Origin of the sequence: Micromonospora sp. NBC_00898 (assembly GCF_045207895.1) — a bacterium.
Lineage (GTDB): Bacteria > Actinomycetota > Actinomycetes > Mycobacteriales > Micromonosporaceae > Micromonospora.
The window spans coordinates 1,209,403-1,236,293 of the sequence record NZ_CP108775.1 but is presented as its reverse complement, the minus strand read 5'-3'; the positions used below and the strand labels follow the sequence as shown (position 1 = coordinate 1,236,293).

27 protein-coding genes are annotated in these 26,891 nt (G+C 73.3%); 2 read left to right on the top strand and 25 right to left on the bottom strand.

The window, feature by feature from the left end:
• Window positions 1–110: 110 nt before the first annotated feature.
• The 3 genes from OG799_RS05860 to OG799_RS05850 all read right to left on the bottom strand — a co-directional run bounded on the left by OG799_RS05860 (window position 111) and on the right by OG799_RS05850 (window position 2,251).
• Entirely contained in the window at window positions 111–386 is a 276-nt protein-coding gene (locus OG799_RS05860; RefSeq protein WP_406043853.1) for a ubiquitin-like small modifier protein 1, read from the bottom strand.
• Window positions 387–1,472 (bottom strand): WD40/YVTN/BNR-like repeat-containing protein, encoded by a 1,086-nt coding sequence (locus tag OG799_RS05855; protein WP_406043851.1) that lies wholly within the window; start codon window positions 1,470–1,472, stop codon window positions 387–389. It lies immediately after the preceding gene.
• A 152-nt stretch (window positions 1,473–1,624) separates the two neighbouring features.
• The gene (locus OG799_RS05850) at window positions 1,625–2,251 is read right to left on the bottom strand and encodes a DNA-3-methyladenine glycosylase (RefSeq protein WP_406043849.1); all 627 of its coding nucleotides are present in this window, start codon (window positions 2,249–2,251) and stop codon (window positions 1,625–1,627) included.
• A gap of 84 nt (window positions 2,252–2,335) precedes the next feature.
• On the opposite strand from OG799_RS05850, the gene OG799_RS05845 reads away from it, so the two are divergent.
• Both OG799_RS05845 and OG799_RS05840 read left to right on the top strand, forming a co-directional pair.
• Complete coding sequence (locus tag OG799_RS05845) at window positions 2,336–2,770, top strand: DNA-binding protein (protein WP_236647405.1); 435 nt, start codon at window positions 2,336–2,338, stop codon at window positions 2,768–2,770.
• Window positions 2,771–2,867: 97 nt separating this feature from the next.
• Window positions 2,868–3,224, top strand: a complete 357-nt coding sequence (locus OG799_RS05840) for an MmcQ/YjbR family DNA-binding protein (protein WP_406043847.1) — start codon at window positions 2,868–2,870, stop codon at window positions 3,222–3,224.
• A gap of 41 nt (window positions 3,225–3,265) precedes the next feature.
• Here the strand turns inward: OG799_RS05840 and argH are convergent, their stop codons facing one another.
• The 22 genes from argH to ribH all read right to left on the bottom strand — a co-directional run bounded on the left by argH (window position 3,266) and on the right by ribH (window position 26,891).
• Complete coding sequence (argH, locus tag OG799_RS05835) at window positions 3,266–4,729, bottom strand: argininosuccinate lyase (protein ID WP_406046213.1); 1,464 nt, start codon at window positions 4,727–4,729, stop codon at window positions 3,266–3,268.
• Window positions 4,730–4,743: 14 nt separating this feature from the next.
• Window positions 4,744–5,949, bottom strand: coding sequence for an argininosuccinate synthase (locus OG799_RS05830; RefSeq protein WP_406043845.1), 1,206 nt, complete (start codon window positions 5,947–5,949; stop codon window positions 4,744–4,746).
• A complete protein-coding gene (locus OG799_RS05825; protein WP_406043843.1) occupies window positions 5,946–6,458 on the bottom strand; it encodes an arginine repressor in 513 nt (170 codons plus the stop codon). The genes OG799_RS05830 and OG799_RS05825 overlap by 4 nt, the downstream gene beginning before the upstream one ends.
• Complete coding sequence (argF, locus tag OG799_RS05820; RefSeq protein ID WP_406043841.1) at window positions 6,455–7,384, bottom strand: ornithine carbamoyltransferase; 930 nt, start codon at window positions 7,382–7,384, stop codon at window positions 6,455–6,457. The genes OG799_RS05825 and argF overlap by 4 nt, the downstream gene beginning before the upstream one ends.
• Window positions 7,381–8,601: an acetylornithine transaminase gene (locus OG799_RS05815; RefSeq protein WP_406043839.1), complete on the bottom strand. Its 1,221-nt coding sequence runs from the start codon at window positions 8,599–8,601 to the stop codon at window positions 7,381–7,383. The genes argF and OG799_RS05815 overlap by 4 nt, the downstream gene beginning before the upstream one ends.
• Window positions 8,598–9,488 carry an acetylglutamate kinase gene (argB, locus tag OG799_RS05810; RefSeq protein ID WP_406043837.1) on the bottom strand — a complete coding sequence of 297 codons (891 nt, stop codon included), beginning with the start codon at window positions 9,486–9,488 and terminating at the stop codon, window positions 8,598–8,600. Before argB ends, OG799_RS05815 begins: the two co-directional genes overlap by 4 nt.
• A complete protein-coding gene (gene argJ / locus OG799_RS05805) occupies window positions 9,485–10,657 on the bottom strand; it encodes a bifunctional glutamate N-acetyltransferase/amino-acid acetyltransferase ArgJ (protein WP_406043834.1) in 1,173 nt (390 codons plus the stop codon). The genes argB and argJ overlap by 4 nt, the downstream gene beginning before the upstream one ends.
• Window positions 10,654–11,655 carry an N-acetyl-gamma-glutamyl-phosphate reductase gene (gene argC, locus OG799_RS05800; RefSeq protein ID WP_406043832.1) on the bottom strand — a complete coding sequence of 334 codons (1,002 nt, stop codon included), beginning with the start codon at window positions 11,653–11,655 and terminating at the stop codon, window positions 10,654–10,656. Before argC ends, argJ begins: the two co-directional genes overlap by 4 nt.
• Before the next feature lie 135 nt (window positions 11,656–11,790).
• Window positions 11,791–12,990, bottom strand: coding sequence for a low temperature requirement protein A (locus OG799_RS05795; protein WP_406043830.1), 1,200 nt, complete (start codon window positions 12,988–12,990; stop codon window positions 11,791–11,793).
• A 267-nt stretch (window positions 12,991–13,257) separates the two neighbouring features.
• Entirely contained in the window at window positions 13,258–15,840 is a 2,583-nt protein-coding gene (pheT, locus tag OG799_RS05790; RefSeq protein ID WP_406043828.1) for a phenylalanine--tRNA ligase subunit beta, read from the bottom strand.
• Window positions 15,841–15,879: 39 nt separating this feature from the next.
• Complete coding sequence (gene pheS / locus OG799_RS05785) at window positions 15,880–16,953, bottom strand: phenylalanine--tRNA ligase subunit alpha (protein WP_406043826.1); 1,074 nt, start codon at window positions 16,951–16,953, stop codon at window positions 15,880–15,882.
• A gap of 215 nt (window positions 16,954–17,168) precedes the next feature.
• A complete protein-coding gene (locus OG799_RS05780; protein WP_406043824.1) occupies window positions 17,169–18,008 on the bottom strand; it encodes a TrmH family RNA methyltransferase in 840 nt (279 codons plus the stop codon).
• 29 nt (window positions 18,009–18,037) lie between these two features.
• Window positions 18,038–18,430 (bottom strand): 50S ribosomal protein L20, encoded by a 393-nt coding sequence (gene rplT, locus OG799_RS05775; protein WP_030335718.1) that lies wholly within the window; start codon window positions 18,428–18,430, stop codon window positions 18,038–18,040.
• A 33-nt stretch (window positions 18,431–18,463) separates the two neighbouring features.
• Window positions 18,464–18,658, bottom strand: coding sequence for a 50S ribosomal protein L35 (gene rpmI / locus OG799_RS05770; RefSeq protein WP_406043821.1), 195 nt, complete (start codon window positions 18,656–18,658; stop codon window positions 18,464–18,466).
• 19 nt (window positions 18,659–18,677) lie between these two features.
• Window positions 18,678–19,310 (bottom strand): translation initiation factor IF-3, encoded by a 633-nt coding sequence (gene infC, locus OG799_RS05765; protein WP_406043819.1) that lies wholly within the window; start codon window positions 19,308–19,310, stop codon window positions 18,678–18,680.
• A gap of 356 nt (window positions 19,311–19,666) precedes the next feature.
• A complete protein-coding gene (locus OG799_RS05760) occupies window positions 19,667–20,137 on the bottom strand; it encodes a PH domain-containing protein (protein WP_406043817.1) in 471 nt (156 codons plus the stop codon).
• Window positions 20,134–21,105, bottom strand: a complete 972-nt coding sequence (locus OG799_RS05755) for a DMT family transporter (protein ID WP_406043815.1) — start codon at window positions 21,103–21,105, stop codon at window positions 20,134–20,136. The genes OG799_RS05760 and OG799_RS05755 overlap by 4 nt, the downstream gene beginning before the upstream one ends.
• Window positions 21,093–21,938, bottom strand: a complete 846-nt coding sequence (gene hisG, locus OG799_RS05750; RefSeq protein WP_406043813.1) for an ATP phosphoribosyltransferase — start codon at window positions 21,936–21,938, stop codon at window positions 21,093–21,095. The genes OG799_RS05755 and hisG overlap by 13 nt, the downstream gene beginning before the upstream one ends.
• Before the next feature lie 45 nt (window positions 21,939–21,983).
• On the bottom strand, window positions 21,984–22,247 hold the full coding sequence (locus OG799_RS05745) for a phosphoribosyl-ATP diphosphatase (RefSeq protein WP_036375234.1): 264 nt from the start codon (window positions 22,245–22,247) through the stop codon (window positions 21,984–21,986).
• Between the two features lie 274 nt (window positions 22,248–22,521).
• The gene (locus OG799_RS05740) at window positions 22,522–24,945 is read right to left on the bottom strand and encodes a low temperature requirement protein A (RefSeq protein WP_406043810.1); all 2,424 of its coding nucleotides are present in this window, start codon (window positions 24,943–24,945) and stop codon (window positions 22,522–22,524) included.
• Window positions 24,946–25,048: 103 nt separating this feature from the next.
• On the bottom strand, window positions 25,049–26,107 hold the full coding sequence (locus OG799_RS05735; protein ID WP_406041379.1) for an IS110 family transposase: 1,059 nt from the start codon (window positions 26,105–26,107) through the stop codon (window positions 25,049–25,051).
• 283 nt (window positions 26,108–26,390) lie between these two features.
• Window positions 26,391–26,891 (bottom strand): 6,7-dimethyl-8-ribityllumazine synthase, encoded by a 501-nt coding sequence (gene ribH / locus OG799_RS05730; protein WP_406043808.1) that lies wholly within the window; start codon window positions 26,889–26,891, stop codon window positions 26,391–26,393.

Here is a 26,891-nt window from a genome sequence, read left to right as displayed (position 1 = left end):
CCTTAAAGGACGCTAAAGCGCGTCGAGACGCCAGCAGCTAGGAACCCCTTGTCCGCCGGAGCCGCCGACCCTAGCGGAACAGGACCGGCCGCGCGGCCCCGCGGAACCGGTCAGCCACCGGCCACCGAGGGGAGGACCTGCACCTCGGCGCCGTCGCCGACCGGGGTGTCGAGGCCGCCGACGTGCCGGCAGTCCTCGCCGTCGACGTAGACGTTGACGTACCGGCGCAGCTCGCCCCGCTCGTCGCGGATCCGGCGGGCCAGCCGGGGCCACGCCCCGGCCAGCTCGTCGAGGACCGCGCCGAGGGTGCCGGTGACGGTCACGGTGAGCCGGCTCGCGCCGCCGGCCTCGCCACGCAGCGGGCCGGGCAGCAGCACGGTGACCACTCAGGCCTCCGCGGCGCGGACGCAGAGCACGTCGGGCAGGTGGGCGGTGACCAGGGACCAGGAGTCCCCCTCGTCCCGGCTGGCGTAGACCTCACCGGACCGGGTGCCGAAGTAGACGCCGGCCGGGTCGGCGTCGTCGACGCACATCGCGTCACGCAGCACGGACGGGTGGAACGGCCCCTCGGGCAGCCCGACGGTCAGCGGTTCCCACTTGCCCCCCGCGTCGGTGGAGCGGTAGACCCGGCAGCGGTGGTCGACCGGGTAGCGCTGCGCGTCGGCGATCAGCGGGAAGGCGTAGATCGTGCCGGGGCGGGACGGGTGGGCGACCATCGGGAAGCCGAAGTCGCTGGGCAGGCCGGCGGCGATCGACGTCCAGGTGCGCCCGTCGTCGTCGGAGCGGTAGACGCCGTGGTGGTTCTGCGCGTAGAGCCGCTCGGGGTTGGCGGCGTCGCGGGCGATCTTGTGGACGCACTGCCCGAACTCGGGCCACTCGTCGGGCAGGAAATACGCCCGGATCCCGGTGTTGCCCGGCGTCCAGGTCGCCCCGGCGTCCTCGGTGCGGTAGACCCCGCCGGTGGACATCGCCACCGCCATCCGGGCCGGGTCGCGGGGGTGCGGCAGAACGCTGTGCACCGCCTGGCCGCCGAAGCCGGCGCCCCAGTGTTCCCGGTGTGGGTGGTCCCAGAGCGCCCGGACCAGGGTGAAGCTGCGGCCGCCGTCGTCGGAGCGGAACAGCGCGGACGGTTCGGCGCCGGCCCAGACCACGTCGGGCTGGTCGGCACCGGCCGGGGTGAGCTGCCAGACCCGACCGAGGCTGACGCCGGTGTCTGCCGGGAAGGCCACCGGCGCCTGGTCCGGCTCCTGCCAGGAGGCTCCCAGGTCGTCGCTGGTGGCGACGCTCGGCCCGAAGTGCGAGCTGGTCGTGCCGGCGAGCAGCCGGGGCGTGCCGGGACGCTTGTCGAGGGCCACCGCGTAGACGCCGGTCATCGGGAAGTGCGGCCCGCTCACCTCCCAACTGCGCCGGCCGTCGGTGCTGGTGGCGAGGAAGAGTCCCTTGCCGGTGCCGATCGCGAGCAGCGTTGCCATGACCGTCCTCCGATCCGTCGGCGGGCAGGTATCCGCCAGGTCCGGGCGGCCGTCCCGCACTGGACGAGGCGGACGGCGCGCCGGCCCGGACGTGGCGTGGTGATTATGGCCATACCCTCCGACAGTTTCCCGCCCGGCCACGCCGGAGGGGCTCAGCGGCGGGCGCGGGGCACGTGCCGCCGGTAGGCGCTCACCGTCGGATCGCCGGAGATCCAGAACCGCCACGGCACGTCGTGCGCCCCGGTGACGCCGACCCGGGGGCCGGCCTCGATCGCCGCCTCGGGAACCGGGGCGAGCGGCGGTCGCAACCGCACCGGGCCGTCGGCGAGCAGGTCGAGGCCGTAGGCGGAGCGGTCGATGCCGAGCGCCGCGCAGAGCCGGGCCGGCCCACGCGCGAGGTCCACGTCCCGGCGTACGGCGGGACGGCGGGCCCGGGCGACGTCGAGGCCGTCGACCACCTCGCCGGCCCGCAGCAGCACCGCCGAGGCCTCGCCGTCCAGGCCGGTCACCACGTTCACGCACCAGTGCATGCCGTAGGTGAAGTAGACGTAGGCGTGCCCCGCCGGCCCGAACATCACCGCGTTGCGCGGGGTACGCCCCCGGTAGGCGTGCGAGGCGGCGTCCCCGGCCGTGCCGGCGTACGCCTCGACCTCGGTGATCCGGACGGTGACCCCGCCCGCGGCGAGCCGGCAGCCGAGCAGGCCGCGCGCGGCCGGCACCACCGGGCCGGCGAGCAGGTCGGCCAGCCCGGCGCTGGTCACGGGGTCAGCGGTGGTCATGGCTCGACCTTAACCCGGCGCCAGGGAGATGAGCACGACTTGCTTTCAACAGACTGTTGACAAAGGGCCGTTCAAGCGGTTCTGATGGAACACATGGTCACGCTGGACAACGACCCGTTCACCGCTCCGGATGCTGCCCAGGCCCGAGCGCACCGCAACTACGCGGCGCTGCTGCGGATCGCCGAGCGGCACGCCGGCACGGACGCCCGCCGCCGTCGGTACGCCCACCCCGACGTGCCGGACGCCTACGAGGCGGCGACGCTGGTGATGGCGCTGGCGGGCGGGGCCGAGCTGGAGCCCGGCGAGGAGCCGGTCGACCAGGCCGACCTGATGGCCGCGCTGACCCTGATCCCGCACGTCCGCGCCGAGGTCGACGCGCTGGAGGCGGGGTTGTTGCAGGTGGCCCGCGGCCGGGGGCTGACCTGGCAGGCGATCGCCTTCGGGCTGGGGCTGGGCAGCGCCCAGGCGGCCCGCCAGCGCTACGAGCGGCTGACCGTCCGCACCGGCACCGGCGACTGAGCCCCCGCGGTCAGCGGACTCGCCCGGCGCGCGGGAGGCGCGGACTGTCGCAGGCACCCGCGAGACTGGACCGGCAACCGGGCGACGGGAGGACGCGATGACGCGTGCGGAGATGCTGGCGTACTGCCTGGCCAAGCCGGGCGCCTGGCTGGACCGGCCATGGGAGGGCGACGAGGTGGTGAAGGTGGGGAGCCGGATCTTCGCGTTCCTCGGCTCCCCCGACGGAGAGGCGCGGGTGGGAGTGAAGTGCGGCCCGAACCGGGACGTCGCCGACGAGTGGCTGCACCGGTTCCCGGCCGACGCGAAGGCGTCGGCGTACATCGGGCGGTCCGGGTGGAACACGCTCCGCCTGGAGGGCGGGATCGACGACGAGGAGCTGATCGGCGCCGTCGACGGGTCGTACGACGCGGTGGTGGCGAAGCTGCCGAAGCGGGAACGCCCCACCACAGGCTGAGGGTCGGCACGGGCGGGGCCACCCGCGCCGACCCGACGACCTCAGCGGGGAACGACCCGCTCGGCGGCCCACTCCCGCCAACCGACCAGCTTGTCTCCGGCGGTGGCGAGCTGGTCGGCGACCGGACCCGGCCCGGTCGAGCCGGGCGTGGTACGCGCGGCGAGCGCCGAGCGGACCGAGAGCACGTCGCGCACCGACGGGTCGAGGTGCTCGCTCACCGTCGCCAGGTCGGCGTCGGAGACCTCGTCCAGGGCGCAGTCCCGGGCCACGCAGAGCGCGACCAGCTTGCCGGTGATCTCGTGCGCGTCGCGGAACGGCACACCCTTGCGGACCAGCCAGTCGGCGACCTCGGTGGCGAGCGAGAAGCCGACCGGCGCGGCGGCGACCAGCCGGTCCACCCGGACCGTCATCGTGGAGATCATTCCCGCGAGGGCCGGCAGCAGCAGCTCCAGGGTGTCGACCGCGTCGAAGGCCGGCTCCTTGTCCTCCTGCATGTCCCGGTCGTAGGTCATCGGCAGGCCCTTGAGCATGGTGAGCACGCTCATCAGCCCGCCGACCAGCCGGCCGGACTTGCCCCGGGCCAGCTCGGCGATGTCCGCGTTCTTCTTCTGCGGCATGATCGACGAGCCGGTGGCGAAGGCGTCGTCCAGCTCGACCCAGCCGAACTCGTGCGACGTCCAGAGCACCACCTCCTCGCCGAGGCGGGACAGGTGCACGCCGATCATCGCGGTGACGAAGAGGAACTCGGCGACGAAGTCCCGGTCGGCGACCGCGTCCATCGAGTTGGCGAAGGACGTGCGGAAGCCCAGCTCCTTGGAGACGGCCACCGGGTCCAGCGGCAGGCCGGAACCGGCGAGCGCGCCTGCGCCGAGCGGGCTGATCGCCGCCCGGTGGTCCCAGTCGCGCAGCCGTTCCAGGTCGCGCAGCAGCGGCTGCACGTGCGCGAGCAGCCAGTGCCCGAAGGTGACCGGCTGGGCGTGCTGCAGGTGCGTCATGCCGGGCGCGGCGGTGTCCACGTGCCGCCCGGCCTGCTCCACCAGGGCCTCGGCCAGCTCGACCAGCCGGGCGGCCACGCCCCGGGCATGGTCGCGCAGGTAGAGCCGCAGGTCCGTGGCGACCTGGTCGTTGCGGGACCGCCCGGCGCGCAGCTTGCCACCGAGGCTGCCGAGCCGCTCCAACAGGCCGCGTTCCAAGGCGGTGTGCACGTCCTCGTCGTCGACGGTGGGGCGGAACTGCCCGGAGGCGCAGGCCGCCTCCAGGTCGTCCAGCGCGGCGAGGATCCGGCCCAGCTCGTCGGGATCGAGCAGGCCGGCGCCGGCGAGGACCCGGGCGTGCGCCCGGGAGCCCGCGATGTCGTACGGGGCGAGGCGCCAGTCGAACTGGACGCTCACCGACAGCCGCGCGAGGGCCTCGGCGGGGCCACCGGCGAACCGGCCACCCCACAGGCTCGTCCGGTTGGCGGCGGCGCTGTTCTCGGTCAGGCTCTTGTCGTCCACCCCGCCCATTGTGGTCCCCACGATCAGGAGCCACCCAGCCGGGCGTCCCGCGCGGCGGCCATCTTGCTGGGCAGGCCCCAGAGCTGCACGAAGCCCTTGGCGAGGGACTGGTCGAAGGTGTCGCCGGTGTCGTAGGTGGCCATACCGAAGTCGTACAGGCTGGCCTCGGAGCGCCGGCCGGTGACGGTGGCCCGGCCGCCGTGCAGGGTGAGCCGCACCTCGCCGGAGACGTGCTGCTGGGCGTCGGCGATGAACGCGTCGAGGGAGTTCTTCAGCGGCGAGAACCACAGGCCGTCGTAGACCAGCTCGCCCCAGCGCTGGTCGACGCCGCGCTTGAACCGGGCCAGGTCCCGCTCCACGGTGACCGCCTCCAACTCCTGGTGGGCGGCGATCAGCGCGATCGCGCCGGGGGCCTCGTACACCTCGCGGCTCTTGATGCCGACGAGGCGGTCCTCGACCATGTCGAGCCGGCCCACGCCCTGGGCGCCGGCGCGCCGGTTCAGCTCCAGGATCGCCTGGTACGGGGTGACGGTCTCGCCGTCGATCGCGACCGGGTTGCCGGCGTCGAAGGTGATCACGACCTCGTCGGCGTCCCGCGGCTCGGCCGGGTCGGCGGTGTACGAGTACAGGTCCTCGATGGGACCGTTCCAGATGTCCTCCAGGAAGCCGGTCTCCACCGCGCGGCCCCACAGGTTCTGGTCGATGGAGTACGGGGACTTGGCCGACACGTCGATCGGCAGCCCCTTCTCCTCGGCGAAGGCGATCGCCTTGTCCCGGGTCCAGGCGAAGTCCCGGGCGGGGGCGACGATCTTCAGGTCGGGGGCGAGCGCGCTCAGGCCGACCTCGAAGCGGACCTGGTCGTTGCCCTTGCCGGTGCAGCCGTGCGACACGATGGTGCCGCCGTGCTTGCGGGCCGCGGCGACCAGGTGCTTGACGATCAGCGGCCGGGACAGCGCGGAGACCAGCGGGTACCGGTCCATGTAGAGGGCGTTGGCCCGGATCGCCGGCAGGCAGTAGTCGGCGGCGAACTCGTCGCGCGCGTCGACCACCTCGGACTCGACGGCGCCGCAGTCCAGGGCGCGCTGCCGGATGGCGTTCAGGTCCTCGCCGCCCTGCCCGACGTCGACCGCGACCGCGATCACCTCGGCGCCGGTCTGCTCGGCCAGGTAGGGAATGGCGACGGAGGTGTCGAGACCCCCGGAGTAGGCAAGGACGACCCGCTCGGTCATGGTGTGCTCCCTTCAACGTTGTCTTCGCGGCGGGCCCAGCCGGCGAGCTTGTCGCCGAGCGCGGCCCCGCCGAGGGCCTCGCGGGCCACGACGAGGATGGTGTCGTCGCCGGCGATGGTGCCGACGACCTCGGGCAGGCCCGCTCGGTCCAACGCGCTGGCCAGGTAGTGGGCTGCGCCCGGCGGGGTGCGCAGCACGGCGATGTTGCCGCTGGAGTCGACCCCGTTGAGCAGCTCGTGCAGCAGCCGGACGAGCCGGGCCGGGGCGGCCTCGGCGTCGCGCAGCGGCCGGTGGCCGTCCTCGGGGATCAGGTAGACGCCCCGGCCGTCGCCGCCGCGCGCGGTGACCGCCCCCAGCTCCTTGAGGTCCCGGGAGAGGGTGGCCTGGGTGACCTGGACGCCGTCGCCGGCGAGCAGGTCGGCCAGCTCGGTCTGCGAGTGGATCGCCTTGTCGCGGATCAGCTCGACGATCCGGGCGTGCCGGGCGGTACGGGTCAGCGGGGCGGTCATGATGTTGATGCCTCCAGGAGAAACGTCAGCAGCGCCTTCTGGGCGTGCAGGCGATTCTCCGCCTGGTCGAAGACCGCGCTGCGCGGCCCGTCGAGCACCTCGTCGGTGATCTCCTCGCCGCGGTGGGCGGGCAGGCAGTGCAGCACGATCGCGTCCGGCGCGGCGTGGCCGAGCAGCGCGGCGTTGACCTGGTACGGCAGGAACGGGGTGATCCGGTCCAGCCCGTCGTCCTCCTGCCCCATCGAGGTCCACGTGTCGGTGGCCAGCACGTCGGCGCCGCGGGCCGCCTCGACCGGGTCGGTCAGCACCCGGACCGAGCCGCCGGTGCCGGCGGCGATCTTCTCGGCCCGGGCCACGATCTCGGGGTCGGGCTGGAAGCCGACCGGGCCGGCGATCCGGATGTGCATCCCGGCGGTGGCCCCGGCCAGCAGGTACGAGTGGGCCATGTTGTTGGCCGCGTCCCCCACGTACGTCAGGGTCCGCCCGGCGAGGGCGCCGCAGTGTTCGCGGACGGTGAGCAGGTCGGCGAGGAGCTGGCAGGGGTGGTAGTCGTCGGTGAGCGCGTTGACCACCGGCACGGTGGCGTGCGAGGCGACCTCGGCGATCCGGTCGTCGCCGTGGGTGCGCAGCACGATCGCGGCGACGTACCGGGACAGCACCCGGCCGGCATCGGCCAGGGTCTCGCCCCGGCCGAAGTGGGTCACCTGGGTGTCCACCACGAGTGGGTGGCCGCCCAGTTCGGCGATGCCGGCGTCGAAGGAGATCCGGGTGCGCAGGCTCTGCTTGTCGAAGAGCACCGCCACCGACCGCGGCCCGGCGAGCGGCTGGTACGCGAACCGGTCGGCCTTCATCCGGGCGGCCAGGTCGAGCACCGTGGCCTGTTCGGCCGGGGTCAGGTCGTCGTCCCGCAGGAAGTGCCGGATCATGCGCTGACCTCCGTCATGGTGGGGCTGGTCGCGGTGGCGGCAGCCGGGGCGGGCGCCGCCGCGTCGAGGGCCGCCGGGAGGGCGGCGAGGAAGGCGTCGGCCTGCTCCGCGGTGAGGATCAGCGGCGGGGCGAGCCGGAGCACCCCGGGTTGCACCGGGTTGACCAGGAAGCCCGCCTCGCGCAGCTCGGCCGCCGCCGCGCCGGCGGCCGGCTCGGTCAGCACGATGCCGAGCAGCAGCCCGGCGCCGCGGACATCGGCGACGAGGGGGTGGCCGAGCGCCTCGATCCCCCGGCGGAGCCGCTCGCCGATCCGCTTGACGTGGTCGAGCAGGCCCTCGTTGGCGATGGTGGCGATCACGGCGAGCGCGGCGGCGCAGCTGACCGGGTTGCCGCCGAAGGTGGTGCCGTGCGAGCCGGGACCGAGCAGCTCGGCGGCCCGGCCGAAGGCCAGGCAGGCGCCGATCGGCAGGCCGCCGCCGAGGCCCTTGGCCAGGGTGACGAGGTCCGGCTCGACGCCGTCGGCCTGGTGGGCGAACCAGTGCCCCGTGCGGCCGATCCCGGTCTGCACCTCGTCGAGCACCAGCAGCGCGCCGTGCCGGGCGGTGATCCGCCGGGCCGCCGACAGGTAGCCGGCGGGCGGTACGACGACGCCGTTCTCCCCCTGGATCGGCTCCAGGATCACCATCGCGGTGGCGTCGGTGACCGCCGCTTCCAGGGCGGCCACGTCGCCGTACTCGACGTGGGTGACGGCGCCGGGCAGCGGGCGGAACGGGTCGGCCTTGGCCGGCTGGCCGGTGAGCGCGAGGGCGCCCATGGTCCGGCCGTGGAAGCCGCCCCGGGTGGCGACCACGTGCGTGCGGCCGGTGAGCCGGGAGAGCTTGAACGCGGCCTCGTTGGCCTCCGCCCCGGAGTTGGCGAAGAAGACCCGGCCGGGGCGGCCGGCCAGGGCCAGCAACAGCTCGGCCAGGGCCACCGGCGGCTCGGCGACGAAGAGGTTGGAGACGTGGCCGAGGGTGGCGACCTGCTTGGACACGGCGGCCACCACGGCCGGGTGGGCGTGGCCGAGGGCGTTGACGGCGATGCCGCCGAGCAGGTCGACGTACTCCCGGCCGGCCTCGTCGGTGACCACCGCACCGGAGCCGGAGACCAGCGCCAGCGGTGGCGTACCGTAGTTGTCCATCATGGACTGGCCCCACCGGTGCAACAGGGTGCTCATGACGCGCTCACGACCATCGTGCCGAATCCTTCCGAGGTGAACACTTCGAGCAGCGTGGAGTGGGCGACCCGGCCGTCGACGACGTGCGCGGCGGGCACTCCCCCGCGCACCGCCCGCAGGCAGGCCTCCATCTTCGGGACCATCCCCGACTCCAGGGACGGCAGCAGCTTCGCCAGGTCGTCGGTGCTGATCTCGCTGACCAGGCTGGCCGTGTCCGGCCAGTCCGCGTACAGGCCGGGGACGTCGGTGAGGACGACCAGCTTGCGGGCGTCGAGGGCGACCGCGAGGGCGGCGGCGGCGGTGTCGGCGTTGAGGTTGTGCAGCACCCCGTCGACGTCCGGCGCGACGGTGGAGATCACCGGGATCCGGCCCGCCGCGATCAGGTCGGCCACGGCGGAGACGTCCACCGACTCGACGTCGCCGACCTGCCCGACGTCGACCGGCTCCCCGTCCACGTACGCCGGGCGGCGCACCGCGGTGAAGAGACCGGCGTCCTCGCCGGAGAGGCCGACGGCGAACGGGCCGTGCGCGTTGATCAGGCCGACCAGTTCCCGGCCGACCTGGCCGACCAGCACCATCCGGACGACGTCCATCGCCTCGGCGGTGGTGACCCGCAGGCCGCCCTTGAACTCGCTGGCGATGCCGAGCCGGCCCAGCATGGCGGAGATCTGCGGCCCGCCGCCGTGCACCACGACCGGCTTGAGGCCGGCGTAGCGCAGGAAGACCATGTCGGCGGCGAAGGCGCGCTGGAGCTCGGGGTCGACCATGGCGTTGCCGCCGTACTTGACCACGACGGTCGCGCCGGAGAAGTTCGCCAGCCAGGGCAGGGCCTCGATCAGCGTCTCGGCCTTGACCTGGGCCCGGGTGAGGTCCGCGGAGAGGCTCATGTGGAGTACGCCGAGTTCTCGTGCACGTACGCGTGCGACAGGTCGTTGGTCCAGATCGTCGCCGCCGCGTCGCCGGCGTGCAGGTCGATCCGGATGGTGACGTCCCGCCCGGTCAGGTCGACCTTGGAGCGGTCCTCGGCGGCGGCGCCGGAGCGGCACACCCAGACCCCGTTGACCGCGACGTCGACGCCGTCCGGCTCGAAGGCGGCCGAGGTGGTGCCGACGGCGGCGAGGATCCGGCCCCAGTTCGGGTCGTTGCCGAACAGCGCGGTCTTGACCAGGTTGTTCCGGGCCACCGAGCGGCCCACCTCGACCGCGTCGTCCTCGCTCGCGGCGCCGACCACGTCGATCGCGATCTGCTTGGTGGCGCCTTCGGCGTCGGCGATGAGCTGCTGGGCCAGGTCGTGGCAGGCGGCGGTGACGGCGGCGGCCAGCTCGGCCTCGGTCGCCTCGATGCCCGACGCGCCGCTGGCCAGCAGCAGCACCGTGTCGTTGGTGGACATGCAGCCGTCGGAGTCGATCCGGTCGAAGGTGACCCGGGTGGCGGCGCGCAGCGCGGCGTCCAGGGTGTCCGGCCCGGCCACCGCGTCGGTGGTGAGCACGCAGAGCATGGTGGCCATGGCCGGGGCGAGCATCCCGGCGCCCTTGGCCATGCCGCCGACGGTCCAGCCGCTGCCCTTGGCGACGGCGGTCTTCGGCCGGGTGTCGGTGGTCATGATCGCCTCGGCCGCCGCCGCGCCGCCGTCGCGGGCGAGCCCGCGGATGGCGGTGCGCACGCCGGGCAGGAGCTTCTGCATCGGCAGCCGCTCGCCGATCAGGCCGGTGGAGCAGACCGCGACCTCGCCGGCGCCGAGCATCAGCCGGGGGCTGCTGGCGGTGAGCGCGGCGGCGGTGAGCTCGGCGGTGGCGTGGGTGTCCTGGAAGCCGGCCGGGCCGGTGCAGGCGTTCGCGCCGCCGGAGTTGAGTACCACGGCGCGGACCACGCCACCCCGGACGACCTGCTGGCTCCAGAGCACCGGCGCGGCCTTGACCCGGTTGGCGGTGAAGACCCCGGCGACCCCGGCGTCGGGGCCGTCGTTGACGACGAGGGCGAGGTCGGCGGCGCCGCTGGTCTTGAGCCCGGCGGCGACCCCGGCGGCCCGGAAGCCCCGGGGGGTGGTGACGGTCATGGTGCCACTCCGAAGGTCGAGAGGCCGGTGGTCTCGGGGAGGCCGAACATGAGGTTGGCGTTCTGCACGGCCTGGCCGGCGGCGCCCTTGCCGAGGTTGTCGATGGCGCTGACCACGATCACCCGGCCGGAGTCGACGTCGACGCCGACCTGAAGGTGGCAGGAGCTGCCGCCGGCGGTGACGGCGGTGTGCGGCCAGGCCCCCACGGGTAGCACGTGCACGAAGGGCGCGTCCGCGTAGGCCGCGGTGAGCACCTCGCGGGGGTCGGCGTCGCCGGTCGGCACGGCGGTGACGGTGGCGAGGATGCCGCGCGGCATCGGGGCGAGCACCGGCGTGAAGGAGAGACTGGTCGCGCCGGTGGCCTGCTTGATCTCCGGCACGTGCTGGTGGGCGCCGACCTTGTAGGGCGACAGGTCGCTCATCACCTCGCTGCCGAGCAGGTGGGCCTTGGCGGCCCGGCCGGCGCCGGAGGTCCCGGAGGCGGCGACCACCACCACGTCGGTGGGGTGCACCGCGCCGGCGGCGATCAGCGGGGCGAGGGCGAGGGTGGTGGCCACCGCGTAGCAGCCGGTGTTGGCGACCCGGGTCGCGGCGGCGATGGCCGCGCGCTGGCCGGGCAGCTCGGGCAGGCCGTAGGTCCAGGCGCCGGCGTGCGGGCCGCCGTAGTACCGGGCCCAGGCGTCGGCGTCCCGCAGCCGGTGGTCGGCGCCGAGGTCGACCACCTTGACCGTCTCGGGCAGGGCCGCGGCCAGGGCCGCCGACTGGCCGTGCGGCAGGGCCAGGAAGACCAGGTCCGCGTCGGCCAGGGCGGCCGGGTCGGTTGCCCCGAGCACCAGGTCGAGGCCCGCGAGCTGCGGGTGTACGGCGGTGACGGGCTGGCCGGCCTGCGAGTGGGCGGTGGCGGCGACCAGCTCGAACTCCGGGTGCCCGGCGACCAGGCGCAGCAGCTCGCCACCGGCGTACCCGCTCGCGCCGGCGACCGCGACCCGAATACTCATGCTCACCTCCGTATGACTATGCAGACAAGGCTAACAGAGGTCACCGAGATGCTGCAAGTTCATGCGATCGACCGCATGAACTTGAAGGGCCCGGGCGCTTCCGCCCGACCGATGACCGGCGCACACCCGGCCCCGTCAGCCCTCGCCCGATCCGCCGGGCGGCGGGGCCATCTCCCTCGGATACAGCCGCCAGGTGATCGCGTTGGAGGTGACGACGCCGGCCAGCACCAGGGCGGCGGCCACGGCCACGAACAGTGGCGGCAGCGCGACGGTCAACGGGGCCAATGCCGCGAGCAGCGCTATCCCGATCGGTCGCGACCAGGAGATCCGGCTGAACGCGGCGTAGTCGAGCATCGCTCGGCCGACCAGGAAAAGCGCCGGCCCGCCGAGGATGACCACGGTCCACGGCCTCTGGGTCTCGCCAACGGGCTGCGAGATGATCAGCTTGTCCCCCACGCCGGTGACCGCGACGCCGATCACCATGATCAGGTGCGCGTACGACGCGAGGTCACCGACGTAGGCCGGGGCCCGGGACGACGCGATGGCGAGGGGGAGCAACTCCCCCGCCCGGTAGTAGTAGATCTGCCAGAGCAGCACGGTGATCACGAACGCCACCACCAGCGCCGCCGTCCGCTCACGCTCGAAGCCGTACGGGCTGAACTGGATGCCCGAGGTCAGGATGGACTCGCCGAAGGCGATGATCAGCACCTGCCGGTAGCGCTCGGTCAGGTGCTCCTCCGCGATCGGCTGACCCCGCAGCCCCGCGCGGCCCAGCCACGGGGTCGGAAAGTCGAGCAGCCCTCCGGCGTAGTCGATGAGGACCGCCACGCTCCACCAGACCAGCCGCGGACCGTCGTGGGCGAAGACCCCGGCGATCCACGGCACCGCCGAGAGGCACGCCCAGAAGACGATCCGGACACTGACCAGCCGCGCGTGCCCGTCCCCGCCGAACAGCACGAGCCAGAGATGTCGGAGCACTTCGACGGCGACGAAGACCACCGCGAAGACTGTCCCGCGTTCCTCGAGGGCCTCGGGCAACGCGGCGGCCATCAGCAGGGCGCCGAGCATGGTCACGATGATCATTACCTGGATCATCGGGCGGGTGGGGTCGTACCGGTTGGCCGTCCAGGCCATGCGGTACCAGAGCCACCAGAGGGCCAGGGTCAGTACCAGCGCCGAGTAGAATCCGCGCCAGTTCAGCTGCTCCACCAGGCGGTCGGAAAGCCGGGTCAGGGCGAAGACGAGCACCACGTCGAAGAGCAGTTCGACGAAGCCGGCCCGATGCGGGGGCTGGCGGCTCCCCGGCAGCTCAGCCGCCGCACCCCGCGTGGTCATATGGGTTTACCCTACTTCTTCCCGTTTATGCCAGTATCTCACCTCTTGGTGAGGTAGACGGCAGGTCGGGCGACTCGACGGGCGCCGGCGGGCGCGGAAGTCGAGGAGGTGGCCGATGGCGACGGCCAAACCGCGGGCGGCCGAGAAAATCCGCCGGGCCGAGTTGGCCGCGCAGGTCGCTGGTGGCCACCGTCAAGGAGTGAGCGGCGCGGCGACGGGAGCGCCGCTCCCCGGGGCTCGGGGAGCGGCGCTCGCCGTGGTGGATCGTTACGCGCCGCGGAGGGTGGCACCGAGGCGCCGGGCGGCCTCGGCCACCGCCGCGTCCCGGGCGGCCACCGCCTCCTCGACGGTCAGCGTCCGGTCCGGCGCCCGGAATGTCAGCTTGTACGCCAGCGACTTGCGGCCCGCGCCGAGCTGCGGCGAGGCGTACACGTCGAAGAGCCGGACGTCCTCCAGCAGCTCGCCGGCCCCCGCGACGAGGGCCCGCTCCACCTCGGCGGCCGGCACCGACTCGTCCACCACCAGCGCCACGTCGATGAGCGCGGGCGGGAAGGTGGAGATGGCCGGGCCGGAAACCACCGGCGCGGCAGGCAGCGCATCCAGGTTCAGCTCCATGACGCTGGTCCGGCGGGGCAGCTCCAGCGTCGCCACCACGGCCGGATGCAGCTCACCCGCGTACCCAACCGTCGTGTCGTCCACCCGCAGCTCGGCGCAGCGGCCGGGGTGCCAGGGGGCGCGCTCGGCGGCCCGGACCGTGACCCGGTCGGCCGGGATGCCGGCCGCGGCCAGCACCGTGCGGCCGGCCTCGACGGCGTCCGCCCAGCCGCCCGCCCGGCCCGCGCCCCACCAGCCGACCGGCTCCATCTCACCGGCGAGCACCACGGCCACGTGCCGCGGCTGGTCCGGCACCACCGCGTCGGCGGCGGCGAACTCCTCGTCGGTGGGGCGCCGGTCCACGCCCATGGCCGGCGGGGCGCCGGCGCCGGGACGCGGATGGAACACCGCGCCGATCTCGTAGATCGTTACGTCGCGCTGACCCCGGCCGACGTTGCGCTTGAGGATGCCGAGCAGCGGGCCGAGCAGGGTGGTCCGCAGCAGCGGCTCCTCCTCGGACAGCGGGTTGGCCACCCGCACCGCCGGGCGGCGCGGGTCGTCGGCCGGCAGGCCGAGCTGGTCGGCCAGCTCGGCGGAGACGAACGGGTGCGCGAGGACCTCGACGTACCCGCGCTCGGCGAGCGATCGGGCGACCGCCCGGCGGCGCTGCTGCTGCCAGGTGAGGCCGCGGCCGGCTGGCGCGGTCGGCAGCACCGACGGCACCCGGTCGTACCCGTCGAGGCGGACCACCTCCTCGACCAGGTCGGCCGGGTCGGTGAGGTCGGGCCGCCAGGTCGGCGGGGTCACGGTCAGCACCTCGCCACCGCCAGCGGCGGCCACCCCGACCTCGCCCGGGTCCTCGGCGAGCCGGTCGGTGCCCCGGGCGACGGTGCAGCCGACCTGCTCCAGCAGCGCGACCACCCGCTCCGGGGAGTACGCCACCCCGACCCGCCGGGACGGCAGGTCCACCGGCAGGGTGATCGGGGTACGCGGCCGGACGTGGTCGATGTCGAGGATCTCGTCGCCGACCGTGCCGCCGCCGTGCTCGGTGAGCAGCCGTACCGCCTTCTCCAGCGCGACCAGCGCGAGGGCCGGGTCGACGCCCCGCTCCCAGCGCTTGGCCGCCTCGCTGAACAGCTTGTGCCGGCGGGCGGTCCGGCCGACCATCGCCGGGTCCCAGTGCGCCGCCTCGAACAGCACGTCGGTGGTGGAGGCGACGACCTCGCTGGTCTCGCCGCCCATCACCGCGGCGAGCGAGATCGGGACCCCGGCGCCCTCGCCCGCGAGGGCGTTGGGCAGCCCGGCGTCGCAGATGACCATGTCCTCGGCGACCAGGGTGCGGGTGACCCCGTCCAGGGTGGTCAGCTTCTCCCCCGGCTCGGCGCGGCGGACCACCAGCGGCCCGCTGATCCGGTCGGCGTCGAAGGCGTGCATCGGCTGGCCGAGTTCGAGCATCAGGTAGTTGGTGATGTCGACCGGCAGCGAGATGCTCCGGATGCCGGCCACGGTGAGCCGCTGCGCCATCCAGCCGGGGGTCTGCGCGGTCGGGTCGACGGCGCGGACCATCCGGGCGGCGAACCGGTCGCAGCCGTGGGTGTCCCGCACCTCTACCGGGTACGCCGGCTCGGCGGTGCCGCCGGACGCCGGGATCGCGGCCGGGTCGCGGAACGGCACACCGAGGGCGTGCGACAGCTCGCGGGCGATGCCGCGGACGCTGAGCGCGTACCCACGGTCCGGGGTGATCTCCAGCTCGACCACCACGTCGTCGAGGCCGACCACCGGGCGGGCGTCGTCGCCGGGCTTGGCCGGGCTGTCCTCGGGCAGCACGATGATGCCCGAGTGGTCGTCGCCCAGGCCCAGCTCCTTGGCGGAGCAGATCATGCCGTTGGAGTTGCGCCCGTACGTCCGGCGCGCCCCGATGGCGAAGTTCCCGGGCAGCACGCCGCCGGGGAGGATCACCACGACCCGGTCGCCGGGGGCGAAGTTGGTCGCCCCGCAGACGATCTCCTGCGGCTCGCCGGTGCCGTTGGCGGCGCCGACGTCGACCCGGCAGAACCGGATCGGCTTCTTGAAGCCGGTCAGCTCCTCGATCTCCAGGACCTCACCGACGACCAGCGGACCGGTCACGGTCTCCCGCAGGTCCACGACGGAATCGACCTCGATGCCGAGGTCGACCAGCGCCTGCTCCAGGTCGCCGGTGGGCAGGTCGGCGGGGAGGTCGACGTACTCCCGCAGCCAACTGACAGAAACTCGCATGACTCAGACCACCGTCTCCGTAATTCGTGCCCGCACCGTCTACACCCCGAACGCGCGGGTGAACCGCACGTCGCCCTCGACCATGTCCCGCATGTCGCTGACCCCGTGCCGGAACATCAACGTCCGGTCGATGCCCATGCCGAACGCGAATCCGGAGTAGACCTCCGGGTCGATGCCGCAGGCGCGCAGCACCCGCGGGTTGACCATGCCGCAGCCGCCCCACTCGACCCACTGGGGCCCCTTGCGGTGCTCGGGGAACCAGACGTCGAACTCGGCCGACGGCTCGGTGAACGGGAAGTAGTGCGGCCGGAACCGGGTCTTCGCGCCCTCGCCGAACATCGCCCGGGCGAAGTGGTCCAGCGTGCCGCGCAGGTGCGCCATGGTGATGCCCTTGTCCACCACCAGGCCCTCGACCTGGTGGAAGACCGGCGCGTGGGTGGCGTCCAGCTCGTCGGTGCGGTAGGCCCGGCCGGGCACGATCACGTAGATCGGCGGCTTGCGGGTGAGCATCGTGCGCGCCTGCACCGGCGAGGTGTGGGTGCGCAGCACCAGGCCGGAGTGTTCGGCGCCGTCCGGCGGTGCGATGTGGAAGGTGTCCATCAGGCCGCGCGCCGGGTGGTCGGCGGGGATGTTCAGCGCGTCGAAGTTCGTCCACTCCAGCTCGACCTCGGGACCCTCGGCCACCTCGTAGCCCATCCCGATGAACAGGTCGCTGATCTGCTCCATCAGGGTGGACAGCGGGTGCCGGGCGCCGCGCGGCCGGCGGTCGTACGGCAGGGTCACGTCGACCCGCTCCTCGACCAGCACCCGCTCGGCCTGCTCCCGCTCCAGGGTCTCCTGTCGGGCGGCGTACGCGGCCTCGATGGCGCGGCGGGCCTCGTTGACCCGCTTGCCGGCGTCGGACTTCGCGGCCGGCGGCAGCGCGCCGATCTCCCGGCGGGCCAGCGAGACCGGGGACCGGTCACCGAGGTGCGCGGGGCGCAGCGCGGTCAACGCGTCCGGGTCGGCGGCGGCGGCGAACGCCTTCTCGGCATCGGCCACGGCCCCGGCCAGGGCGTCCGGGTCGAGCAGGGCGACCTGCTTCGGGTCGTACGGATCGTTGCGGTAGCTCATGGCGTACGGGCACTCCCTCACGGCGGCGCCGGCCCTCGCGGGCGGCTAGGCGAGTCTACGGACGCGCGGCTGTGCCGCAGCCCGCCGGTGGGAGTACGCGCAGGAGGAAGGGTCAGGCCCGCCGCCCGCCGACACCGGCGGGCTGGCTAAACGAACGCCGTGGCGCGTTCATCACGTGGACGACTCCCCTGCTGTGTGAACCACGCGACCGAAGGTCAGCGCAGTGCTCTGGCTGAAGCGTACAGGCAGACGGCGGCGGCCGCAGCCAGGTTCAGGCTCTCGGCGCGCCCGTGCAGCGGCACCCGGACCCGGGCGTCGGCGGTGGCGGTCAGCTCCTCGGGCAGCCCGTGCGCCTCGGAGCCGAAGAGCCAGGCGGTGGGGGCGGCGAGCCGCCCGTAGTCGATGAGGTCGTCCAGGTCGCTGTCGCCGTACCCGGTGGTGGCGAAAATCGAGAGCCCGGCGGTGCGTAGTGCTTCGACCGCCGCGAGCGGGTCGGGGGCGCGGACCACGTCGACGTGGAAGAGGCTGCCGGCCGAGGACCGCACGCATTTGCCGTTGTACGGGTCGACGGCGTCGCCGGCGAAGACCACCGCCCCGGCGCCGGCCGCGTCGGCGGTGCGCAGCACGGTGCCGGCGTTGCCCGGGTCGCGGATCTCGGCGAGCACCGCGACCAGGCGCGGGCCCCGCGCGAGGGCGGCGTCCAGGGGTACGTCGAGGTGCCGGCAGACCGCGACCAGGCCCTGCGGGGCCACGGTCTCGGCGAGCGCCGCGAGGCCCTCGTCGGTCACCTCGGAGACCGGCACGTCGGCGTGGGCGGCCCGCGCCGCCAGGTCGGCGTACCGGTCGAGGGCGGCCGGCGTACCGAACAGCTCGGTGACCGTCCCGGCGCGGGCCAGTGCCTCGCGGACGGCCTGCGGGCCCTCGGCCAGGAAGCGGCCGGCGGCCTCGCGGTCCCGGCGGCGCTGGAGCCGGCGGGCGGCGACCACCCTGGGGGTACGCGGGGTGAACGGGCCGGAGACAGCGTCGAGGCGCCTCCCGCGCGATGGTGACTGCATGGGAGACGCCTCGATCTGCTGTGGGTGGATCAGGCAGCCTGGGCCGCGGCACCACCGGTGCCCTCGGCCGCCACGGCGGCGCGGGCCAGCTCGACGATCGCGGCGAACGCCGCGGCGTCGTTGACGGCCAGGTCGGCCAGGATCTTGCGGTCAACCTCGATGCCGGCCAGGCGCAGGCCCTGGATCAGCCGGTTGTAGGTCATGCCGTTGGCCCGGGCGCCAGCGTTGATCCGCTGGATCCAGAGCTGCCGGAAGTCGCCCTTGCGGTCGCGACGGTCCCGGTAGGCGTACTGCATCGAGTGCAGCACCTGCTCCTTGGCCTTGCGGTACAGGCGGGAGCGCTGACCGCGGTAACCGCTCGCGGTCTCCAGCAGGGTACGACGCTTCTTCTGGGCGTTAACAGCCCGCTTGACGCGTGCCATCTCAACTCCTTCTTCGGTTCAGGGTGGCGCGCGTCAGCGGCCGAGCAGCTTCTTGATTCGCTTGATGTCAGCCTTGGCCAGCTCGACCGTGCCGGTCAGCCGCCGGGTCCGGGTGGAGGACTTCAGCTCCAGGTGGTGGCGGAGGCCGGCCTGCTGGGCAACGATCTTGCCCTTGCCGGTCACCTTGACCCGCTTGCCCATACCCGTGTGGCTCTTCATCTTCGGCATGTGGAACGTCTTCTCCCTGTTACTGGCCGCTGGTCTCAGCGGTCGGGCCGGTCTCGCCGGCCTCCGGGGTCTCGCCGGCCTCCGGGGCGCCGGACTCCTCCGCGGCCCGTTCCCGGGGCCCGCCACGGGACGCCGTGGCGGCGACCGCGGAGGCCTTGACGGCCCGGTGCGGAGCGAGAACCATGATCATGTTGCGGCCGTCCTGCTTCGGAGCGGCCTCGACGTATCCCAGGTCCGTGATCTCGGATTCGAGCCGACGCAGAAGCCGGTAACCCAGCTCCGGGCGGCTCTGCTCGCGACCGCGGAACATGATCGTCACCTTGACCTTGTCGCCGGCCTTGAGGAACCGCACCACGTGACCCTTCTTGGTCTCGTAGTCGTGCGGGTCGATCTTCGGCCGGAGCTTCATCTCCTTGATGACGGTCTGCTGCTGGTTACGCCGCGCTTCGCGCGCCTTCAGTGCGCTCTCGTACTTGAACTTGCCGAAGTCCATGAGCTTGCACACCGGCGGGCGCGCCATCGGCGCAACCTCGACCAGGTCCAGGTCGACGTCCGCGGCCAGCTGCAGGGCGCGCTCCAGCGGGACGATGCCCACCTGCTCACCCTCAGGGCCGACCAGTCGGACCTCACGTGCCCGGATCTGTTCGTTCACGCGTGGTTCGACGCTGATGGGGCCTCCTCGAGTCGAGTCTCCTGCGGTGCCGACTCCGCGGGCTCCCGGACGGGAGCCGACCCGGAAAGCAGAGGGCCCCGGCGTATGCCAGGGCCCGCTCGACCGGTCGGCACGATCACATGATCGCGCATCCGGGACCGGGATGTCCCCGGAACCGGTGACCGGACCCGGCCACCGTCAGGGGCGACTCGGGTGGGAGCAGGCGCTCCGCTTCGGGACCGCCCGCACGTCGAAACGGGGGCAGTCTGGTCGACTCGGCAACACTACACCCTGGCCCCAGCCATCCCCAACTCGACCCACCCGTCCGCTTGCACCCCGGCCTGCGGATTCCCGGGTCAGCTCGCGGCGGGGTCGCCGGCGAGGGCGGCCAGGTGCGCCTGGTGGAGGCGGCGCAGGGCGCGCACGCCCTCGACCGCCAGCTCCTTGTCGGCCGCCTGCAGGGCTACCATCGGCAGCAGGTCGTCGTCGTGCAGCTCCAGGCTCGCCCACGGGGCGCCCCGGTCGAAGCGGACCCCGCGGACGACCTCCCAGGGGAGGTCGTACGAGCCGAGCACGTTGCGGACCCGGACGCCCCTGGCGTCGGCCACCACCCGCGGCCGGGTGAAGAGCAGGATGCCGAGCGCGCCGAAGACGCCCAGCCCGATCATGGCCAGCTGGTCGCCGCGCTGGAACGTGCCGTAGCCGTCACCGGTCCGGCCGGTCAGCGAGGTGGCCACCAGGCTGAAGACCACCAGCAGCGTCGCCGCCGAGGCCCAGCAGACCAGCCGGATCCGCCGCGGCCGCACGGTCACCAGGGAATCGCTCACCCGACCAGTCTGCCATCCGGCTCCGGGCTGCGGTCCGGTGCCACACGGATCCCGGCGCGTCGCCGGCCACCGGCCACCACCACCGCCACCACGGTGAGCGCCGCGCCGGCCAGCACCGGCAGCCGCGCGCCGGCGCCGCCGGGCAGCAGCACGTCCAGCAGCAGCGCGCCGCCGAGCTGCCCGGCGACCAGCGCCAGGCCGGTCCGCAGCACGCCGACCGCGCGTACCCCGACCAGCAGGGAGAGCACGATGCCGACGCCGAGCAGGCCGCCCCCGTACAGCCACCACTGCCCCGGCCAGCTGGGGCGGGCGGCGAACGCGCCGACCAGCGCCGCGACCGCCAGGATCACCGGGGTGCCGACGGCGAAGTTGACCGCGATCCCGGCGGCGGTGGTGCTGGCGGCCGAGACCCGGCCGTTCAGCGCCGACTGGAGGGCGACCGCCAGGCCGCCCGCCACCGCGAGCAGCACCAGCCCGCCCGCCAGGTCGCCGACCGGCCGGCCGAGCTGGGCCAGGGTCACCGCGCCGACGCCGAGCAGCGCCCCGGCCACCCGGGGCACGGTGAACGGCAGCCGCCCCGCCGCGGCCAGGCCGGCCCGGTCCACGGCCAGCCCGCCGACGCTGCCGCCGGCGACCTGGGCGATGGTGAAGACCGCCACTCCGAGCACCGGGACGACGTACGTGCCGATCACCACGATCGCCGCGCCCCCGAGCCCACCCAGGTACGACCACCAGGGCAGCCCGGACCGGCGCAGCACGGCCAGTCCGGCGCGCATCGACGGGACGGCGAACAGCCCCACCGCGACGAGCAGACTGCCGCCGAGGTTGTTGACCACCGCGCCGACCACCGGGTTGCCGGCGCGCTCGCCCAGCTCGGCGTTGACCACGCCCTGCGCCGCCGAGGCCGCCCCGCCGAGCACCACCAGGGCGAGGGCGGCCGACGAGGGGAGCGGCCTCACAACCGACACGCGTGGATGTTGGTGACCAGGATCGCCCGGGCGCCCAGCTCGTAGAGCTCGTCCATGATCCGGTGCACGTCGTCGCGCTGCACCATCGCCTGCACGGCGACCCAGCCCTCCCGGTGCAGCGGGGAGACGGTCGGCGACTCGATCCCGGGGGTCAGCGAGCTGGCCCGGTCGAGCAGGCCGGCCGGCACGTCGTAGGCGAGCATCACGTAGCGCCGGGCGACCAGCACGCCGTGCAGCCGGCGGAGCAGCTGCTCGGCCTGGGCGCAGCCACGCGCCCCGACGCGCTGGACCAGCACCGCCGAGGAGACCAGCAGCGGCTCGCCGATGATCTGCAGCCCGGCCTGGCGCAGGGTGGCGCCGGTGGAGACCACGTCGGCCACCACGTCGGCCACGCCGAGGCGGACGGCGTTCTCCACCGCGCCGTCGAGCCGGATGACGTCCGCGGTCAGCCCGTTGTCGTCCAGGTAGCGGCGGACCACCCCCGGGTACGCGGTGGCGATCCGGTGCCCCCCCAGCTCCTTGGGCGAGTCGATGGTGTCCGGGCTGGCGGCGAAGCGGAAGGTCGCCCCGCCGAAGGCGAGGTCGACGATCTCCTCGGCCGGGGCGCCGGAGTCGACCAGCAGGTCCCGGCCGGTGATGCCGAGGTCCAGGTCGCCGGAGCCGACGTAGGTGGCGATGTCGCGGGGGCGCAGATAGAGGAATTCGACGTCGTTGGCCTCGTCCCGGCAGACCAGGTCCTTGGGGTCGCGGCGCTGCCGGTAACCGGCCTCGCGCAGCATCTCGGCGGCCGGCTCGGCCAGGGTGCCCTTGTTGGGAATGGCGACACGCAGCATGACGGAGTGCTCCTTCGATCGGGATTGATCAGCGGGTGGGGGCACTCACAGATGTCGGTAGACGTCCTTGAGCTCGAGACCGGTGGCGAGCATCAGCACCTGGGCCTGGTAGAGGAGCTGGGAGATCTCCTCGGCCGCCCGCTCCGGGCCCTCGTGCTCGGCGGCCATCCACGACTCGGCCGCCTCCTCGACGACCTTCTTGCCGATGAAGTGCACCCCCTTCTCCAGCGCGGCGACCGTGCCGGAGCCCGGGGTGCCGGCGGCGGCCTTGGCCTGCAGCTCGGCGAACAACTCCTCGAACGTCTTCACGGGATGCGATTCTTCCAGCCACCCGGAGCGGCGGCGCGATCCGGGTCCGGGCGCGTCATCCGCCGCCGGTCGGGGCGATCAGCCGGCCCGACCACGGCCGCCCGGCAGCTGCCCCAACCCGGCGCGGCGGCCATGAACGCGGCCTGCTCGCCGGCAGGTCTCCGGCGAACGATGCGGCGAACTTGTCCCGGTCGAGGAAGAGGCGACCGTCCTGCGGCGGCAGGATCGACGGGACGGGCGTGCCGGGCGGCGGGTTGGCGATGAGCCCGCCCAATCACTCTGATCGGCGCCGCGCTGGATCCGAAAGTCGCTGGCGTGCCACTTCGATCGTCATGAACCCGATGCAGACTGCGGCCAGTATGGCGAGCGCGGCCAGCGCCGGAAGCCTGGCGGTGGCGGGCGTCAGCGCCGTCACCGCCAATGTTTGGACGATCCGTTGTCGATGGGGGCGGCGGGTCAGCCGCCACCGGAACCCCTGGTCCGCCAGCAGGAAGATGATCACGCCGCCGAAGAGCGCGAGGTGCGGAAGTTGCTGTACCGGCGCGCCGAGTTCGAACAGGCCGTGGCTGCCCAGGACGGACATGGTCTTGGCGAGCCCGAGCGAGACCAGGACGATGCCGGCGACCATCGGCACATGCAGAAGCGCGTAGGCGTCCCGAGCCAGCGCGGCACGCCGTGCCCTGTCGCTTGCCGCCAGGACCCGCTCGCCGTGGGTGGCGCTCGTGCCGAAGTAGATCCACCAGAGCGCGGCCAGCAGGGCAGTGCCGAGTACGGCGGCGACGATGATCCGGGCGGAGATCGGTGTGTAGGCCACGGCGGTGCCCATCGCGATGACCGTCTCGCCGAGGGCGATGATGATGATCAGGCTGTGTCGGTCGGCCCAGTGCTCGGCCGACCAGATGCGCGAGTAATGGAGTCCGGCCAGCGGATTGCCGATCAGGTCGACGGCGATGGCGGCGAGCCAGAGCCCGGCGCGCACCGGGGTCAGCAGCCGGATGTCGCCGACCGGCTGCGGGATCAACGCGGCGGCCAGCAGCATGGCGAGCGCCAGCAGGGTTGGCACGGCGCTGCGCGCCACCGCGGACCGTTGAGTCGGGTTCTGCCGGGCGATGAGCCACAACGCGCCGAAGTACAGCAGTCGGATCAGCGCGTAGCAGACCACGAAGACCAGTGGCCCGGAGAGACCGCCGACGGCGTCGTTGAACGCCTGCGGGCCGGCCAGGGTGATCACCGCGGTGATGGCGACGACCAGCACCATCACCAGGCGCACGACCGGGTGCTCCGAGCGAACCGCGACGGCCAGCCAGGTGTACGCGGCCCAGGCGAACCAGAGCACGACGAGCACCAGCAGCCCGCGTACCACCCCGCGCCAGGTGGGGTCGTCGGCCATCACGGCGGCGACCTGCAGGAACGCGTACACGAAGACCAGGTCGAAGAAGAGTTCCTTCGGTGTCACCCCGGACTGCTTGAGGGCCGGTTGCATCGCCGCGTGCAGCTGGCGGTGGCGGTGCCGGAAGACGGTTGCGTCGGCCAGCGCCATGGCAACCACCGCTGCGGTGAGCAGCGCCAGCTGAGCGAGCACCGGCACCCGGAGGGCGATCGGCGCCAGGGCGACCACGAGGAGGATCCCGAGGCGGGGTGATCGGCCGAGCAGGCGCAGCGTCCGCACCTCGAACAGGATCAGGCCGACGAGATAGAGGATCACGCCGCCGTAGAGCACCAGCAGCCGTAGTCCGACCGACGCGGGCGATGGCTCCCGTAGCGCGGCAAGCGTTTGCTGGATGCCGAGAGCGACCAGGACGAGCCCGGCCATCATCGGCAGGTGCAGGAAGCTGTACGCGTCGCGCCCAAGAAGGGCTCGTCGGGCCTCCGACGCCTGCTCCAGGGCCTGCTCGGCGGCGAACCGGGCCAGGTCGAAGTAGGTCCACCACAGCGCCCCGGCAAGGATGACGCCAAGCAGCGCCCCTGCCAGCACCGTAAGGGTGAGCGGCTGCCCGACTGCGGCCCCTTGGCTGAGCCCGACGGAGATGATGGCCTGGCCAACCCCGATCAGGATGATCAAGCTGTGCCGTTCCGCCCAGTATGGGATGGATCTGATTCGCCAGGTTCCGGCGCCCAGCAGGAAAGTGCCGCTGTACCCGGCGACGATCGCGCAGGCCACCAGGGCGAACCGGGTCCATTCGCGGGCCAGCGCGCCACTGACGTGCTCCGGGACGACGGCCGCGGCCGGCAGCGCCAGCGTGCCGGCCACGATCAACGGCCAGGCCTTCCACAACCGCCGGCGGGTGCCCGGTTCCGCCACGCCAGCGGCGGTGGCGAACACGAGAGCGCCACTACGCGCGATCATGTAGCACACCGCGAACACGACCGGCCCGGAAAGCCCGCCGGGACGGTCGACGAAGGCCTCCCGGGCCGTCAGGCCCATCACGAAGAGCGTCGCGCTGAGTCCGAACATGAACACCGGCATGACGCCCCGGTCCAGCCGGACAATGTTGCCGAGCCAGGCATACGGCGCCCAGCAACCCCAGAGCAGCACCAGCAGCAGCAGACCGCGGGGAAGACCGGCCGGGTTCAGCTGCTCGGAGGTCACCCCCGTGACGTTCAGGAACGCAAAAACGAAGATCAGGTCCAGGAACAGCTCCAGCCGGGTGACGCTCCCCTCCCCGCGGGCAAGCTGGATCCGACCGAAGCTCCCCACTACCTAACTCTGTCAACCTGCCGGCCCCGGCACAGGTGATCGCCTCAACCCGGTCGGCGGGTGAGGATTGCGGCCGTCGCGGTCAAGGATGCTCCTATGGATGTCAAGGGGTGTCGAGGGTGGTGAAGTCGGCGAGTAGGGCGGTGTGGACCTCGCGGACGACATAGCGCTTGAGGCATCGCATGATCTCTTTTTTGCTGAGGCCTTGTTTGGTGCGTTTGTCGAGGTAGGCGCGGGTGCGGGGTTCGTAGCGCATGCGGCTGAGCACGATCGTGTGCAGCGCGTTGTTCGCGGCTCTGTCGCCGCCGCGGTTGAGGCGGTGGCGGTCTGTGCGTCCGCTGCTGGCGGGGATGGGTGCGGCGCCGCAGAGGTGGGCCAGGGCGGCTTCGGAGCGCAGCCGGTCGGGGTTGTCGCCGGCGGTGGCCAGGAGTTGACCGGCGACCTCGGGTCCGACACCGAACAGGGCGCTGAGGGTGGGGGCGGTGCGGGCGACGGTGGGACGTAGTCGCTGGTCGGCGAGGGTGATCTCCGCGGTCAGGGCGTGGATCCGGGCGGCGATCGCGGCGAGGGAGGCTTTGGTGGCCTCGGCGGGGTCGCTGAGCCGGGTGTCGTCGTAGGTCAGGGCGGCGCAGTGGTTGATCAGGGCAGCGCCTGAGTAGCCGGCGAGTTCGGCGCGTAGCGGCTCGGGTGCGGCGGTGAGCAGACCGTGGAGCTGGTTGATCGCGGCGGTGCGGGCCTTGACCGCGCCGTTGCGGGCCACCCGCAGCGCGCGGATGGCCTCGACCGGTCCGGTTCGGGTCTTCGGTACGCCGCACGCTTGTCCAGACAGCGCGGCGCGGGCGGCGGCGAGCGCGTCGATCGGGTCGGACTTGCCCTTCACCCGGCGGGTCTTACGGTCTGGCCGGTCGACCTCGACGACGGTGATCTTCTGGCCGCTCAGGTAGCGGGCCAGGCCCGCGCCGTAGGCGCCGGTGCCCTCGACACCGACCTTCACCACCGTGCCGAAGGTGCGAAGCCACACCAGCAGCTGCTGGTAACCGGCCGCGGTGGCGGGGAACTGCTGATCACCGAGTACACGTCCGGTCTGGTCAACCACGGCCGCGTGGTGCGTTCTGCCGTGAGTATCGACGCCGCCGGTGACCTTGCGCTTCTTGGCTGTCATGCTGGAACCGTCGTCCCTTTCGCTTGCACCGAACAGGGTCGGCACGCACCGCTGGGACGGGCGGACAGGACAGTGGCGGGGCCTCTTGCACAGGCTCCTATCAGGTCACGACGCCCCTGCCAGTGACGTGCAGGAACGGGGCCACCCGGAACCGGTCGACGGATCCTCAGCAGGACAACATCGTCGGTCAGGCGGTGAGTCAGACCAGACCGGGTGACCCCACCCCTACATCCTCACTGTCAGGCGAGGAGGCCAGGTCGTTCTGTCCGGCTCGTCGGTCCGGTCAGCCGCCGAAGCCGACGCGCTGGCCGTTGGCGGCGGCGAGGCCGCGGATCGCCAGCGCGGCGTCGAGCGCGGCCACGGTCGCCGCCCAGCCCTTGTCCTCCGCTGAGCCGGGCAGCCCGGCCCGGTCCCGGGCCTGCTCGATCGTCTCCACCGTGAGCACCCCGTGCGCGACCGGCTTTCCCTCGTCCAGGGCCACCCGGGTCAGCCCGTCGGTCACCGACCGGCAGACGTAGTCGAAGTGCGCCGTCGCGCCGCGGACCACCACGCCGAGGGCGACCACCACGTCGCAGCGGCGGGCGAGCGCCTGCGCCACCACGGGGAGCTCCACCGAGCCGGCCACCCGGGCCACCACGGCCCGCGCGCCGCACGCCTCGGCCGCCGCCACCGCCCGGTCGAGCATGTGGTCGGTCAGGTCGCCGTGCCAGCGCGCGGCGACCACGCCGACGGTCAGCCCGGCGGCGTCCACCACCGTCACGCCCGGTTCACCGAAACCCGCCAT

Excerpts from the sequence above, each read along its gene's own strand:
- OG799_RS05855 (WP_406043851.1), bottom strand. The coding sequence starts at position 1,472 with ATGGCAACGCTGCTCGCGATCGGCACCGGCAAGGGACTCTTCCTCGCC.
- OG799_RS05850 (WP_406043849.1), bottom strand. The coding sequence starts at position 2,251 with ATGACCACCGCTGACCCCGTGACCAGCGCCGGGCTGGCCGACCTGCTC.
- OG799_RS05845 (WP_236647405.1), top strand. The coding sequence starts at position 2,336 with ATGGAACACATGGTCACGCTGGACAACGACCCGTTCACCGCTCCGGAT.
- OG799_RS05840 (WP_406043847.1), top strand. The coding sequence starts at position 2,868 with ATGACGCGTGCGGAGATGCTGGCGTACTGCCTGGCCAAGCCGGGCGCC.
- argH (WP_406046213.1), bottom strand. The coding sequence starts at position 4,729 with ATGGGCGGGGTGGACGACAAGAGCCTGACCGAGAACAGCGCCGCCGCC.
- OG799_RS05830 (WP_406043845.1), bottom strand. The coding sequence starts at position 5,949 with ATGACCGAGCGGGTCGTCCTTGCCTACTCCGGGGGTCTCGACACCTCC.
- OG799_RS05825 (WP_406043843.1), bottom strand. The coding sequence starts at position 6,458 with ATGACCGCCCCGCTGACCCGTACCGCCCGGCACGCCCGGATCGTCGAG.
- argF (WP_406043841.1), bottom strand. The coding sequence starts at position 7,384 with ATGATCCGGCACTTCCTGCGGGACGACGACCTGACCCCGGCCGAACAG.
- OG799_RS05815 (WP_406043839.1), bottom strand. The coding sequence starts at position 8,601 with ATGAGCACCCTGTTGCACCGGTGGGGCCAGTCCATGATGGACAACTAC.
- argB (WP_406043837.1), bottom strand. The coding sequence starts at position 9,488 with ATGAGCCTCTCCGCGGACCTCACCCGGGCCCAGGTCAAGGCCGAGACG.
- argJ (WP_406043834.1), bottom strand. The coding sequence starts at position 10,657 with ATGACCGTCACCACCCCCCGGGGCTTCCGGGCCGCCGGGGTCGCCGCC.
- argC (WP_406043832.1), bottom strand. The coding sequence starts at position 11,655 with ATGAGTATTCGGGTCGCGGTCGCCGGCGCGAGCGGGTACGCCGGTGGC.
- OG799_RS05795 (WP_406043830.1), bottom strand. The coding sequence starts at position 12,990 with ATGACCACGCGGGGTGCGGCGGCTGAGCTGCCGGGGAGCCGCCAGCCC.
- pheT (WP_406043828.1), bottom strand. The coding sequence starts at position 15,840 with ATGCGAGTTTCTGTCAGTTGGCTGCGGGAGTACGTCGACCTCCCCGCC.
- pheS (WP_406043826.1), bottom strand. The coding sequence starts at position 16,953 with ATGAGCTACCGCAACGATCCGTACGACCCGAAGCAGGTCGCCCTGCTC.
- OG799_RS05780 (WP_406043824.1), bottom strand. The coding sequence starts at position 18,008 with ATGCAGTCACCATCGCGCGGGAGGCGCCTCGACGCTGTCTCCGGCCCG.
- rplT (WP_030335718.1), bottom strand. The coding sequence starts at position 18,430 with ATGGCACGCGTCAAGCGGGCTGTTAACGCCCAGAAGAAGCGTCGTACC.
- rpmI (WP_406043821.1), bottom strand. The coding sequence starts at position 18,658 with ATGCCGAAGATGAAGAGCCACACGGGTATGGGCAAGCGGGTCAAGGTG.
- hisG (WP_406043813.1), bottom strand. The coding sequence starts at position 21,938 with ATGCTGCGTGTCGCCATTCCCAACAAGGGCACCCTGGCCGAGCCGGCC.
- OG799_RS05735 (WP_406041379.1), bottom strand. The coding sequence starts at position 26,107 with ATGACAGCCAAGAAGCGCAAGGTCACCGGCGGCGTCGATACTCACGGC.
- ribH (WP_406043808.1), bottom strand. The coding sequence starts at position 26,891 with ATGGCGGGTTTCGGTGAACCGGGCGTGACGGTGGTGGACGCCGCCGGG.